At 63.8% G+C, this 13,401-nt stretch carries 12 protein-coding genes; 10 read left to right on the top strand and 2 right to left on the bottom strand.

The window, feature by feature from the left end:
• Positions 1-247: 247 nt before the first annotated feature.
• Both VGM51_04995 and VGM51_04990 read right to left on the bottom strand, forming a co-directional pair.
• Complete coding sequence (locus VGM51_04995) at positions 248-1,543, bottom strand: Gfo/Idh/MocA family oxidoreductase (protein HEY3412403.1); 1,296 nt, start codon at positions 1,541-1,543, stop codon at positions 248-250.
• A gap of 67 nt (positions 1,544-1,610) precedes the next feature.
• A complete protein-coding gene (locus VGM51_04990) occupies positions 1,611-2,921 on the bottom strand; it encodes an ABC transporter substrate-binding protein (GenBank protein ID HEY3412402.1) in 1,311 nt (436 codons plus the stop codon).
• A gap of 392 nt (positions 2,922-3,313) precedes the next feature.
• Between VGM51_04990 and VGM51_04985 the strand changes: the two genes are divergently transcribed.
• From VGM51_04985 to VGM51_04940, 10 genes are all read left to right on the top strand, one after another.
• Positions 3,314-3,568 carry a 4Fe-4S binding protein gene (locus tag VGM51_04985; protein HEY3412401.1) on the top strand — a complete coding sequence of 85 codons (255 nt, stop codon included), beginning with the start codon at positions 3,314-3,316 and terminating at the stop codon, positions 3,566-3,568.
• A gap of 17 nt (positions 3,569-3,585) precedes the next feature.
• Positions 3,586-4,608: a uroporphyrinogen decarboxylase family protein gene (locus VGM51_04980; protein HEY3412400.1), complete on the top strand. Its 1,023-nt coding sequence runs from the start codon at positions 3,586-3,588 to the stop codon at positions 4,606-4,608.
• A gap of 358 nt (positions 4,609-4,966) precedes the next feature.
• Complete coding sequence (locus tag VGM51_04975) at positions 4,967-6,496, top strand: ASKHA domain-containing protein (protein HEY3412399.1); 1,530 nt, start codon at positions 4,967-4,969, stop codon at positions 6,494-6,496.
• 361 nt (positions 6,497-6,857) lie between these two features.
• Positions 6,858-7,415, top strand: a complete 558-nt coding sequence (gene hoxE / locus VGM51_04970; GenBank protein HEY3412398.1) for a bidirectional hydrogenase complex protein HoxE — start codon at positions 6,858-6,860, stop codon at positions 7,413-7,415.
• Positions 7,408-9,039 (top strand): NuoF family protein, encoded by a 1,632-nt coding sequence (locus tag VGM51_04965; GenBank protein ID HEY3412397.1) that lies wholly within the window; start codon positions 7,408-7,410, stop codon positions 9,037-9,039. Before hoxE ends, VGM51_04965 begins: the two co-directional genes overlap by 8 nt.
• Positions 9,039-9,752: a bidirectional hydrogenase complex protein HoxU gene (gene hoxU, locus VGM51_04960; GenBank protein HEY3412396.1), complete on the top strand. Its 714-nt coding sequence runs from the start codon at positions 9,039-9,041 to the stop codon at positions 9,750-9,752. Before VGM51_04965 ends, hoxU begins: the two co-directional genes overlap by 1 nt.
• On the top strand, positions 9,749-10,270 hold the full coding sequence (locus VGM51_04955) for an NADP oxidoreductase (protein ID HEY3412395.1): 522 nt from the start codon (positions 9,749-9,751) through the stop codon (positions 10,268-10,270). The genes hoxU and VGM51_04955 overlap by 4 nt, the downstream gene beginning before the upstream one ends.
• Positions 10,271-10,283: 13 nt before the next feature.
• A complete protein-coding gene (locus tag VGM51_04950) occupies positions 10,284-11,708 on the top strand; it encodes a Ni/Fe hydrogenase subunit alpha (protein ID HEY3412394.1) in 1,425 nt (474 codons plus the stop codon).
• A 6-nt stretch (positions 11,709-11,714) separates the two neighbouring features.
• Complete coding sequence (locus tag VGM51_04945) at positions 11,715-12,245, top strand: hydrogenase maturation protease (GenBank protein HEY3412393.1); 531 nt, start codon at positions 11,715-11,717, stop codon at positions 12,243-12,245.
• An 80-nt stretch (positions 12,246-12,325) separates the two neighbouring features.
• Positions 12,326-13,375, top strand: a complete 1,050-nt coding sequence (locus VGM51_04940; GenBank protein ID HEY3412392.1) for a hypothetical protein — start codon at positions 12,326-12,328, stop codon at positions 13,373-13,375.
• The last annotated feature ends 26 nt before the right edge of the window (positions 13,376-13,401 follow it).

Raw genomic sequence — 13,401 nt, 5'->3', positions numbered from 1 at the left:
TGCCACCCTCCAGCACCAGGCTCGCCAATCGTTTCCGTGACTGCATAAGCGATTGCTCCTGAAATGGCATCCCACACCTCCCGAGCGAAGTGTAAAGGATGTCTTGTCAGAAACTGTCCACCATCTATTGTCATCAGACAGTATTGGGGGGTAGGGGGGCGCCGGAACGCCTCCGATGTCGGCGAGGACGCCGACACTACCGTGTTCGGCCATTCTGCATTCTGAACTCTGACTTCTGCATTCTCCCCTAGAACTCCCAGCCTTTGCGCGGCTTGGTGCGGAGGAACGCTTCGGCCTCGGGGAAGCCTTTGCACTGGAGCTTCTTCGGGTCCCATTCCAGCTTGCGGCCGGTGCGATACGCCACGTTGCCCAGCAATACGGCTTCGGTCAGTGCGCCGCTGTAATCGAAGTTGCACGTGGTTGGCCCGCCGGTCTTGCACGCCTCGATCCACTCCTTGTGGTGGCCGATGCTGTTCGGGATGGTCGGCTTTGGCGGTTCGAACCCCTCGAAATCCTTCTCGGGCAGGAGTTTCCACTGGCCGTAATCGGCCAGAAGCATGCCCTTGTCACCGACGAACAGGGTGTTGCCCCAGTCCTTGGGGCTGCCGGCCTCATCGAACGCTTTGGGCCGCGTTGGGCCGTTGTACCAATTCAGCGTCACAGGCGGGTTCTCGCCGCGCGCCGGGTATTCGTATTTCGCGCTCGTCCAGGTCGGGCAGCGCTGAGCGTCCACGGCGGGACCCTCCGCCTCCACGGTCAGCGGCGCGCGCAGGTCCAGCGCCCAGTGCGAGAGGTCCATATGGTGGCACGCCATGTCTCCATAGGCGCCCCCGCCGAAATCCCACCAACCGCGCCAGTTCACCGGACCCCACACGGGGTGATAGGGGCGTTCCGCGGCGGGGCCAAGCCACAGGTCCCAGTGCATGCTCGCCGGCACCGGCGGGAACTCCGTGGGCATGGCGTCGCCGTCCCACACGCGGTTCACCCACACGTGGACGAGGCTGACCTTGCCGATGGCGCCGCTCTTCACGATTTCCACCACGCGCCGGTAGTTGTCCCCGGCGTGGATCTGGATGCCCATCTGCGTGACGCGCTTGTGGCGCTTCGCGGTCTCCGATACCAGTCGACATTCGGCGATCGTGTGCGTCAACGGCTTCTCACAATACACGTGGCGTCCGGATTTCAGCGCCCACATCGTGGCGATGGCGTGCGTATGGTCCGGCGTGCCGATGGTGACGGCATCGATATCCTTCCGCTCCAGCAATTTGCGGAAATCGTTGTACGTCGCGGCCCTGGGGAACTCCTTCGCCACGTTCGCGAGGATGGTGTCATCCACGTCGCAGAGCGCGACCACGTTCTCGTCCTTCACGTTTTCGACGCTGAAGTGCCCCTGGTTGCCGACGCCGATGCACGCGATGTTCAATTTCTCGTTCGGCGAGCGCTTCTTCGCCCGCGCCAGAGCCGGCGAGCCGACGAGCGCGATCCCTGCCGCGGCCAGAGCCGAGGACTGCAAAAACTCGCGCCTGGATTGCTTGTTTGCCATTGTCATCTCCTCTACGTGTGATGGAAACGAGGAAATGGCACGGACATTTCCTCATTTCCCAGTTTCCTCAGTTCGCTATTTCCTCGTTTCCTTTTCGCTGGGCCTTCAGTTCCTTCTCAACCTTGGCCTGCAAATCCGCCAGGGCGGCTTCCGGCGTTTTCGTGCCGAACATCACGAACTCGGTCGCCCGGCCCAGTTCGTCCTGATACAACTGGCCGACCGGCGATACCGGAAATCCCCGGGCGTGAACGTTCTGCGCGATCTGCCAGAATTTACCATAGTTCCGGCGCGCCTCCGAACCGGTGGTCAGGCGCCGCATCCGGAGGGCGGATCGCGTGTTGGGTACGTTGTTCAACGCCTGGGCAAACTCCAACTGCACCTCCGGCCTCTGCAGCCATCTCAGAAACTCCCATGCCTCGCCCGGGTGCTTCGCCTCGGTCGGTATGGCCAGCAGGTTCACGCCGATGAGGGTCGTGCCCTTCAAATCGGGCCGCGACGCCTCGTACGGCACCGGCGCCACACCGTAGTGCAGCCTGGGCGCGTATCTCTCGATCCAGGACGGGATCCACTCGCCGTTCACCATCATCGCCACCTTGCCGACAAAGAACGGGTGGTTCGGCCCCTGCACCACACCGAAGCCCGACCCAAACGCTTCAACGCGCTCGCGCCCGCCCATACCATCCACCAGAGCCTTGTAGAACTTGAATGCCCTGATGTTGGCCGGCGTGTCCGCGGTCGGCCGCCCGCTGGAATCGACAAAATCGCCGCCAAACACCCAGCAGAGCAGCGTCGTGTCCGGCAGCATAAGCCCCAGGCGCCGGATGTCGCCGCTCCTGTCTTTCAGCGTCAGCCGCACCGCGTAATCCTTGAGTTCGGCCATGGTCCTCGGAGGGCGTTCGGGATCCAGCCCCGCTTCCCGAAACGCATCCTTGTTCCAGAACAGCGCGTTGGTGTCCATCAACAGCGGCACGCCGATGAAGTGCCCCCGATACTTGCATTGATCCACCGCGCCCGGCACGAGGTCCTCTTCCTTCAGCCCGGACGCCTTGTACTGGGCATCCAGGTTGCTGATGGCGCCGTAAGCGGCCAGTGGCCCCACGTCCCCCGCGTTCCAGATCGTGAAGCAGTCCGGCGGCACGCCGGCGGTGATCGCGCGGATCACCATGCTGTTGTCCGTCACGCCGCCGCGGTTGTGGATCCGCACGCCGGGGTGCGATCTGTTGAACTCGTCGCAGAGTCTCTGGAACGAAACGGCCTCCTGGCCGGTCCACCCGCTCCACACCTCAACGGTCACACCGCCGCGCCCCTCCGGCCGGCCCGAACAACCGGTCGCGGCGATTGCGGCGAGCGCCAGAATGCAGATGCGCGGTTTGAGCATGATGGTGATGGGCGCTGGGTGCGGTGTAAACCCGGCAGCAACAGAGCGTTACGCTCCATTGTGGCACGGAACATGGCCGAAGGGTATAAACCGATATAGCGGGCGGACGCCGACGCCGAACGCGGAACGGCAAGCCCCGTTTTTCAGACCGGTCCCCACCCTCCATCTCGAGCCATCCCGGTATGATTTCACCGGAATTGATGTGCCGGACATGGTAAATCATCCGCCGGACCGATGGCGCCCAAGCGTGAACACGGTACCCGGGCTACCTGCGGTGTTACCATTTTCCCCTGGTCGGTTGAGCCCCTCCGGGCCGACCCTGATATTGGGGTCGACCATGTCCGGAAATGCTCGGACGGCCGGACCCGCGCGGAGAGCCAGGAGGCAACCCCATGGCCAAACGGATCAATCAGGATCTTTGTATCCAGTGTGACGCCTGCAGGACGAACTGCCCGAACGGCGGAATCTACGAGATTGAGGCGGTCTACATCGTCGACCCGCGCCTGTGTCAGGAATGCTCCGGATTCGACGGGCGGACCTTCTGCGAGGAAGCCTGCCCGGTAGGCGCCATCGAGTGCGATGATTGGAACTGGGACGGCGTGATGAAGCCCATCCCCGAAGGCGCCATGCGCGGCCCCGTTCACTGAGCCAAAGGAGACGGACATTGACCAGCCGAGAGCGTGTCAAAGCTATGCTGGCCGGCCAACCGGTCGATCACCTCGCTTGCATGCCGATCACCATGATGTTCGCCGCGGACCGGATTTCGGTTCCGTTCCTCCAATACTCCATCAACCACGAGGTGATGGTCGCCGGCCAGTTGGAAGTCTCGAAGGATTTCGGCATCGACCACGTCAATGTCATGTCCGACCCGGCCGCCGAAGCCTTCGATTGCGGCGCCACCATCAAGTTCTACCCGAACCAGCCTCCCGCAATCGATGAAACGGATACCCTGCTGTCGCACCGTGAAGCCCTGGCATCGTTCCGCCATCCGGACGCCCGGAAGCCTGGCCGCATGCACAACCGCGTCAACGCCCTGAAGGCTTACAGGAAGCGCGTGGGTTCGGAGAAGTGGATCGAGGGCTGGGTCGAAGGGCCTTGCGCCGAAGGCGCGGATCTGCGTGGAATCAACACCGTCATGACGGATTTCTACGATGATCCGGATTTCGTTCGCCAACTCTTCGCCACTATCATTGAGATGGAACTGCGCTTCGCAGCGGTCCAGGTGGAGGCGGGCGCGGACGCTATCGGGATAGGGGACGCCGCCGCCAGCCTCGTTGGCCCGGCGGTGTACAACGAGTTCGTGTGGCCGTTCGAGAAACAACTCGTGGACGGGATCCACGCCCTCGGCGTGCCGGTCCGCCTGCACATCTGCGGCAACACCGGCAAGATGCTGGAAGGCATGGGCCGCCTCGGCTGCGAGATCGTGGATATCGACTACTTGGTGCCTCTCGCGAAAGCCCGGGAGGCGATGGGACCGGATCAGATTCTGCTAGGAAATATCGACCCCGTCAGGACACTGCGCGACGGAACGCCAGACTCCGTCACCGCCGCCATCGCCGCGTGCCATCGAGAAGCCGGACCGCGATTCATCGTCGGCGCCGGCTGCGAGGTGACACGTGATACCGCCCCCGAAAACCTGTTGGCGCTCGCCCGATACGCCCAAACCCACGCCCCCGATGACCTCTAGGTAGTGTCGGCGTCCCCGCCGACATCTGGCATCGGTGGGGCGGGCCTCCGTGCCAGGCACCGTGTCGGTAGGTCGGGCATCCGTGCCCCCATCGGTAGTGTCGGCGTCCCCGCCGACATCTGACATCGGTAGGTCGGGCCTCCGTGCCACCATCGGTAGTGTCGGCGTCCCCGCCGACATCTGGCATCGGTAGGTCGGGCCTCCGTGCCCGACACAATATCAACGGCCGCGCGTCCGTGCCCGACGGGAAGGTGTCGGGCACGGAGGCCCGACTTACCAATTTGGGATGCGGGCGAGGCGCCCGCGCTCCGGTGTCGGGCACAGAAGCCCGACCGACCGTGAAGGAAATCAACCTCAATTGCCTCCAGAAACCACATATCGCATCCTGCTGCAACCCATCGGGGTGGAACTCACCGCTTCGGCGGGAACGCAATTACGTGACATCCTGTTCGATCAGGGCGTGGAATTCCCCTGCGGCGGGCAGGGACGCTGTCGCGGCTGCCGCCTGCGTGTCGTCAAGGGGAATTTCGCCGTCAACGACGCCCAGCGTGAACACCTCAGCCCCGCGGAACTCGCCGACGGTTGGCGGCTCTCCTGCCAATGTACGGTCGAAAGCGACGCGACGATCGAACTGCGGCAGTGGGATGTGCCGGTCCTGGTGGACGACTCCTCGTTCTCGTTTACACCGCGGCCCGGCTTGGGCGTTGCCGTAGACCTGGGCACCACCACCCTCGTGGCGCAACTACTCGACCTGGAAACCGGGCGGGTGCTGGCGGTCCGCACCGCGCTCAACCCGCAGGCGCACCATGGGGGCGATGTCATGAGCCGCGTTGAGTTCTCCATGACCCCGCCCGGCCAGGAGCACCTTCAGACGCTGATTCGCGGCGCCATCGGGAAACTCATCCACCAGTTGCTGCACGTCGCGGAGAAGGACGGCGAACGGATCGCCGCCGTCGCGCTGGTCGGCAACACGGTGATGCATCACCTGTTTTGCAGCATCACCTTGGAGCCGCTGTCCCATACGCCGTTTGAGCCGGTTGATGACGGCCTGCAGATCCTGACCGCCGAAGAACTCGGCTGGGACGGGATCGGCGAGCCGGAGGTCCGTTTTCTTCCCTGCCTCGGCGGGTTCGTCGGCAGCGACATCCTCGCCGGCCTGCTGGCGACCGGCGTGCACCTGAGCGAGGACCTCGTCGCGCTGGTAGACCTGGGGACGAATGGTGAGATCGTGCTGGGCAACCGCGAGGGGCTGCTTTGCGCCTCCACCGCGGCGGGCCCGGCGTTCGAGGGGGCGCGTATCTCCAGCGGGATGCGCGCTTCAAGCGGCGCCATCTGGAAGGTCACCGGATCGGATGGCCGGATGGAATGCGAGGTTCTGGGGGGCGTCGAACCGACGGGCATCTGCGGAAGCGGGCTGGTGGACGCGGTGGCCGTTGGCCTCGACCAGCAGCGCATCAAACCCGGCGGACGCCTCTGGAACGGCGAGGCGGACATGAGCATCTGCGAGCCCATCCGCATCACGCAGACGGATATCCGCGAACTGCAACTGGCGAAAGGCGCCATCGCCGCCGGCATCCGGTTGTTGTTGAACCGATGGGGCGCCGGATTGGGCGACGTCAAGCGGGTCTACCTGGCGGGCGCGTTCGGCAATTACATCAGCCGCGCCAGCGCGCAGCGCATCGGCCTGCTGAAGTTCACGAAGGAGCAGGTCGCCCCGGTAGGCAACAGCGCCCTCCTCGGCGCTAAAATCGCGCTCTGCATGGATGGGTCGCACGACCCCGATTTCGCGGACCTCCTCGGCCGGGTAAAACACATTTCACTCAGCGAAGAACCGGGCTTTCAGGACGTCTACGCTGAGGAAATGGGATTCCCGGCAAAGCATTCATAAGCCCTCGCTATGACCAAGGTCTCCCCGCGCGATGACCGCGCGCATGTTGGCGCGCCGTTTAATAAACACGCCAGGACTTGACCTTCGGCATCATAGATGACGAGACTAATCATGCAGATTCCGAAATGACGAGGCAGGTGACCAGATTGATAATCAGAACGAATAAACCTTTGACGCTGGTGCCGGGGCTGTGCGGCCCGCTGGACTCCGTTGACTCCGTGGAATCGTGTCTGCGATCGGGGTCGGCCGGGCGTCCCGACGGTTCGCTCGCGGTCGGCGATCTCGCATCGCCCCGGTCGTCTGCTGAAACGCACCCCGCAGGCTCGGGGCACTCCTATATCAACCGAAAGGACCTCTGTTGATGCAAAGCGATCAAACCACGGTTCAGGGAAGCAAAGCCGGCCCCGCGCCCCCAGGCGCGCCTGGTTCCGACGACCGCCGGTGGAAACTCGTAAGCGCTACCATGCGCCGCCACGGCCATTCGTCGCAAGCCCTCATTGAGACGCTGCACACCGTTCAGGAAGTCTATGGATACCTGGATGACGACTCGCTGAAGCAGGTAGCCCACGCTCTGGGCGTTCCGCTCAGCAAAGTGTACGGCGTGGCGACGTTCTACCATTTCTTCACGCTGAAGCCGCAGGGCGAGCACACATGCGTTGTTTGCATGGGCACCGCCTGCTACATCAAGGGCGCGCCGACACTCGTTGCCGCGGTGAACGAAGTTGCCGGAATCTCCACCGGCGAGACCACGGCAGACGGCAAGCTGTCGCTGCTCAGCGCCCGCTGCCTCGGCTCCTGCGGACTCGCTCCCGCCGTTGTGATGGACGGCGAGGTCGTCGGACGGATCGGCGACAACGATATGAAGGCACGCATCACGAACTGGCTCGAATCGCCGGGAGCGGAGGTGGCAAATGCCTGAAGAAACCACTAACGGAACGCAGGCCCAGACAACACTGGACATCTGCGTCGCCGCCGGCTGTCTCTCCTGCCAGGGCGACCTCGTAAAGGAAGCACTGGAGAAGGAAATAGACGCCCGCGGTCTCGCGGAACGGGTTGCGGTGCGCGGCGTCGGCTGTCTCGGCCTTTGCATGGCGGGTCCGCTCCTCCGGGTGAGCCCGGACGGGATCCTCTACCAGGCGATGGTGCCGGAAGACGCCGGCGAGATCGTGGAAAGCATCGGCAAGAAGCCGGTCAAGCGCCTTGAGTGTGACGCCGAGCAGTCCTTCTTCACCCGACAGGTGAAGATCGTCCTCGAGAACTCCGGTGAAGTCGACCCGGACAAACTGGACGATTACACGGCGGTGGGCGGCTATGACGCCCTGGCCAAGGCGGTTGGCGAAATGGAGCCGTCCGAGGTCATCTCCGAGATGGTCACCAGCGGCCTCCGGGGCCGTGGAGGCGGCGGCTATCCCTCGGGCCTCAAATGGGGCACCGTGGCCAAGGCCGATGGCGCCCGCAAGTACGTAATCTGCAACGCGGACGAGGGCGACCCCGGCGCGTTCATGGACCGCAGCGTCCTCGAAAGCGATCCGTTCCGCGTCCTCGAGGGCATGGCCATCGCCGGCTACGCCGTCGGCGCGGACAGCGGTTACGTTTACTGCCGCGCGGAGTACCCGCTGGCGGTCAAGCGCCTGAAGAACGCGATCCGCCAGGCGGAGCGCGCGGGGTTCCTGGGCAGCAACATCTGCGGGTCCTCGTTCCGCTTCACGGTTGATATCCGCCTCGGCGCCGGCGCATTCGTGTGCGGCGAGGAAACCGCGCTCATCTCCAGCATCGAAGGCAACCGCGGCAGCCCGCGGCCCCGCCCGCCGTTCCCGGCGGCGTCCGGCCTCTGGGACTGCCCCACGCTCATCAATAACGTGGAGACCTTCGCCAACGTGGCGCCCATCATACGTAACGGCGGCGAGTGGTTCTCCGGAATCGGCACCGAGAAGAGCAAGGGCACCAAGGTCTTCGCGCTGGCCGGACGGGTGCAGAACACCGGACTCATCGAAGTGCCGATGGGCACCGTCCTCCGCGACATCATCTTCGATATCGGCGGGGGAATTCCGGACGGCCGCAAATTCAAGGCCGTTCAAACGGGCGGACCCTCCGGCGGCTGTATCCCGGAACAGTTCCTGGACATGGCTGTCACCTACGAATCATTGGCGCAGGCGGGCTCGATTATGGGGTCCGGCGGCATGATCGTGATGGACGAGACCTCGTGCATGGTGGACGTGGCGCGCTACTTCATGGAGTTCTGTATGACGGAATCCTGTGGAAAGTGCGTACCCTGCCGGGTCGGTACCATGCAGATGCACGAACTCCTGGAAAAGATCACCCAGGGCCGGGCGTCTATGAAGGACCTCGACCTCCTGGAGGAACTCTGCGAAGTCGTGCGCTTCTCTAGCCTCTGCGGCCTTGGCCAGACTTCCCCGAATCCCGTTCTCAGCACGCTGCGCTATTTCCGCGACGAGTACCTCGCGCACATCAGGGATCACGTGTGCCCGGCCGGCGTCTGCAAAATGAAATCGCCCAGTAAAATCCACGCGGAGGTGGCCTGATGCCTGCCAAAGTCATAACCCTGACGATTGACGGTCGAGACGTCAGCGCGCGCGAGGACTATACCATCCTCGATGCCGCGAAGGAAGCGAACGTTAAAATACCGACCCTTTGCCACCTCGAAGGCCTCTGCGACGTAGGCGCGTGCCGCCTCTGCATGGTCGAGGTCAAAGGGATCCCGAAGCTCCTGCCCGCCTGCGTCACGAAAGTGAGCGAAGGCATGAGCGTGACCACCGACTCAGAGCGTCTGCTGCACTATCGCATGACGATCGTGGAGCTGATGTTCAGCGAGCGCAATCACATCTGCTCCGTCTGCGTGTCCAACGGTCACTGCGAACTGCAGGCCATGGCCATGCGGCTCGGCGTGGACCACATGCGGGTGCCATACCGCTACCCGACGCTGCCGGTGGACGCCTCGCACGAACGCTTCGTGCTGGACCACAACCGCTGCATCCTCTGCACCCGATGCGTGCGCGCTTGTGACGAAATCGAAGGCGCGCACACGTGGGACGTCATGGGCCGCGGCATAGACGCCAAGGTCATCACGGACATGAACGAGCCATGGGGCAAATCCGAGTCGTGTACTAGCTGCGGCAAGTGCGTGAACGTATGCCCCACCGGCGCGCTCTTCGAAAAGGGCCGGTCCGTGGGTGAAATGGTGAAACGCAAGGCATTCCTGCCTTACCTGACGCAAATGCGGGAGGGGAAGAAGTGAGCAAAACCCGTGTTGCAACGGTGTGGCTGGATGGCTGCTCCGGTTGCCATATGTCCTTTCTGGACTTGGACGAGCGCCTGCTGGACATCGCGCCGCTCATCCAGTTGGTCCACAGTCCCATCGCGGACGTGAAGGAGTTCCCGGAGAACGTTGACGTCGCCCTGGTGGAAGGCGCTGTGAGCAGCGACGAAGATGAGGAGAAGATCCTCAAAATCCGCGAGCGCTCCAAAATCCTGGTGGCGCTGGGCGATTGCAGCGTAACGTCAAACGTGCCCAGCATGCGAAACCAGTTCGAACCGAACAGGATGCTCCACGCCATCTACGGCGACGGGGTCATCCCGCTGGGCGGCGGACCCGTTCCCACGCTGCTGAGGAAATCAAGACCGATCCACGAGTTCGTGAACGTGGACGTCTACGTGCCGGGGTGCCCGCCGCCCGCGGACCTGATCTTCGATACGATCAGCAACCTGCTGGCCGGCCAGAAGCGCGAAGACGCGCCGGCGCCCAAGTTCGGATGACGGAAGGAAAATAATGGCACAAACAATAACCATAGACCCCGTCACCCGCATTGAGGGTCACGCGAAAATTACGCTGACCCTGGGTGACGATGGACGCGTATCGGACGCCAGGTTCCACGTAACGCAAGTACGCGGTTTCGAAAAATTCGCCGAGGGCCGCCCCTTCTACGAAATGCCCTCCCTGATGGCGAGGATATGCGGAATCTGCCCGGTGAGTCACCTGGTAGCCTCCGCCAAGGCCTGCGACGGCCTGCTGGCGGTGAAGGTACCGGAAACCGGCGCCAATCTGCGCCGCTTGATGAACCTTGGACAGATCACGCAAAGCCACGCGCTGTCGTTCTTCCACCTCTCCTCGCCGGACTTCCTGTTGGGAATGGATTCCGACCCCGCCACCCGAAACGTCTTCGGCCTCGCCGAGAAGTTCCCGGACCTGGCGCTGGCCGGCATCCGCCTGCGCAAATACGGCCAGGAGATCATCGAAACGCTGGGCGGCCGCAAAATCCACCCGGCGTGGATCGTCCCCGGCGGCGTCAACGACCCGCTGACCGTTGAGGAACGCGATCGCATCCTCGCCGGACTGCCGGAAGCCAAGGACACCACACGCCTGGCGCTGGACCTGTTCCGCCGCACCGCGCCCAAGTTCGCCGACGAACTGGACTCTTTCGCCAACTTCCCGTCGCTGTTTATGAGCATCGTGGGCAAAGAGGGCGAACTGGAGCATTACGACGGCAAGTTCCGCGTGGTGGACTCGGACCGCAAGATCGTTGCGGACGGCGTCGCCCCCGCGGACTATGCGGACATCATCGGGGAAGCCGCCGAGGAGTGGACCTACCTGAAGATGCCGTACTACAAGCCGCTGGGCTACCCGTACGGTCTCTACCGCGTCGGCCCGCTTGCCCGATTGAACACCGTGGACAAGTGCGGCACGCCGGAAGCGGACGCCGCTCTCCACGAGTTCCGTGCAATGGCTTCGGGCTCGATCCTGAGCTCGTTCCACTACCACACCGCGCGCCTCATCGAGATCCTCTACGCGCTGGAGAAGATCGAGGAGTTGCTCACCCAGACGGACATCCTGAATACGCACGTTCGCGCTAAGGCCGCGCCGAACGCCAGCCACGGCATCGGCGTTTCCGAAGCCCCGCGCGGCACGCTGATCCACGACTACGAAATCGACGACGACGGCCTGATCACCAAGGCCAACCTCATCATCGCCACCGGTCACAACAACCTGGCGATGAACAAGGGCGTCCTGCAGGTCGCTCAGCGCTTCGTGGATGGCAAGAACCTCCACGAGGGGATGCTGAACCGCGTAGAAGCGGTGATCCGGTGCTACGATCCGTGCCTCTCGTGCTCCACCCACGCCGCCGGCCAGATGCCGATGATCATCACGCTGGTAAACCCGGACGGCACCGTGGCGGACTCGATCACGCGAGGATAGGAGTTAGTGAGCGAGGATTCAGGGTTCAGGATTCAGGATCCAGTTGTCCGGCGAGACGCCGGACCTACCGTGGCTGGGCTGAATCCTGAATCCCGAATCCTGAATCCTGTTCTCCTGATTGGTTACGGCAACGGCCTTCGCGGCGACGATGCTATCGGCATCATCATTGCGGAGGCCGTTGACGCGTGGAACCTCCCGGACGTCCGCGTCATCGCCTGTCATCAACTCACGCCGGAACTCGCGGAAGACATCTCGGAAGCCGGTCTGGTGATCTTTGCCGATGCCGCGTCACCGGGCAGCCCCGGGGAAGTGACCGTAGCCGAAGTGGACCCGATGGACCCCACGGCATCTTCGGCTCACTCGGGCGATCCGGCCAGGCTCCTCGGCCTGGCCCAGGTCGTTTTTGGGAAGTGCCCGCCCGCGTGGTATGTCACCGTTGCGGCCGAAGACATGGGATTCCGCGAAGGCCTCACTGAGACCGCCCGGCGCGGGGTCGAAGAAGCATTGGCGCGGATTCGCGTGTTCATAACCGGGTGATGTTGCTTCCGTTCTGCTTGCCGCCGGGCCTCAATGCAGTTCACCATGCCGGGGAACGCTCGTTGGGTGAGGAGGATATCATGCCAACACGGGAAATACGGCGCGACGGCGGGAGGGTCTTCATCGAGGGCGCCCCGCGCGTGACGTGGGACACCGGCCAGATGTGTGAGTTTGCCTCGTGCCTGGTCTCCGCCCTGGACTGCCTTGGCCAGACGGTGCCGTACCACGATGTGATGGCGGCCTGCGGCGCCGCGTTCCGATTCACGCTCTCGCCGGACCACTGGAACCCCGGGAACTACAGCGTCGACAGCATTACCACCGATCCTCGTGCTCCCACAGACCGCGCCTTCCGTATGGTGGGCCGACCGTACACGTGGGTCCAGTGCGGCGATGCCAAACGCGATGCGGCCTCCATCACGGAGAGCATCGACCGGGGTGTGCCCGTCATCGCGTCCGGCGTTGTCGGCCCGGCCGACTACAGCCTCATCACCGGCTACGATTGTGGCGGCGAAGTGCTGATGGGCTGGAGCACGTACCAGGACATCCCTGTCGACCACAACGAGCCCGCCGACGAGTCCGGCTACTTTCGCAAGTCGCAATGGCATGCCAACACACGCGGCTTCATCCTGATTGGAGAGGCCGTCGCCCCGCCACCACGCCGGGAGATGATCCTCGATACCCTTCGCTGGGCGGTTGAGCTGGTGCGATACCCGCGGGCTGACGACTGGGTGCGCGGCCTCGAGGGCTACGATGCGCTGGTGGACGATCTCCTCGATGACAGCCTGTACCCGCCCGGGGACATGGAAACCCTCGGTTTCCGATACCTCTGCCTGCTCTGCGATATGATGATGGTCGATGACCGCCGCGCCGCCATTCCCTTCCTCCACCAGGTTGCCTCCGACGAACCGGACATGGCGGGCGAAGCCCTCGCCGCCGCCTCCTGCTACGAGTCCACAGCCGCCGCGCGCGACGAGGCGCGTTCGGTCTTGCCGGAGGACTTCAGCGAGGCGACGACCAGAAGCGTCGCCGACCGCACCACCCGCCTGGCCTACGCGGACGCGATCCGCCGAATTCGCGATGCGGACCTCAGGGCCATCGAGCACATCGAGCGGTGTTGTGGGGTACCGTGATTCACAGCGGCGCCTCAATACCGGCC

It is taken from the genome of Armatimonadota bacterium (assembly GCA_036504095.1).
Lineage (GTDB): Bacteria > Armatimonadota > DTGP01 > JAKQQT01 > JAKQQT01 > DASXUL01.
Note: the sequence above shows the minus strand (reverse complement) of the source record. Positions and strands in the feature narration are given on the sequence as shown.

What these genes read in the sequence shown, in the direction of transcription:
- VGM51_04995 (HEY3412403.1), bottom strand. Translation starts at nt 1,543, where the DNA reads ATGGCAAACAAGCAATCCAGGCGCGAGTTTTTGCAGTCCTCGGCTCTG.
- VGM51_04990 (HEY3412402.1), bottom strand. Translation starts at nt 2,921, where the DNA reads ATGCTCAAACCGCGCATCTGCATTCTGGCGCTCGCCGCAATCGCCGCG.
- VGM51_04985 (HEY3412401.1), top strand. Translation starts at nt 3,314, where the DNA reads ATGGCCAAACGGATCAATCAGGATCTTTGTATCCAGTGTGACGCCTGC.
- hoxE (HEY3412398.1), top strand. Translation starts at nt 6,858, where the DNA reads ATGCAAAGCGATCAAACCACGGTTCAGGGAAGCAAAGCCGGCCCCGCG.
- VGM51_04965 (HEY3412397.1), top strand. Translation starts at nt 7,408, where the DNA reads ATGCCTGAAGAAACCACTAACGGAACGCAGGCCCAGACAACACTGGAC.
- hoxU (HEY3412396.1), top strand. Translation starts at nt 9,039, where the DNA reads ATGCCTGCCAAAGTCATAACCCTGACGATTGACGGTCGAGACGTCAGC.
- VGM51_04950 (HEY3412394.1), top strand. Translation starts at nt 10,284, where the DNA reads ATGGCACAAACAATAACCATAGACCCCGTCACCCGCATTGAGGGTCAC.
- VGM51_04940 (HEY3412392.1), top strand. Translation starts at nt 12,326, where the DNA reads ATGCCAACACGGGAAATACGGCGCGACGGCGGGAGGGTCTTCATCGAG.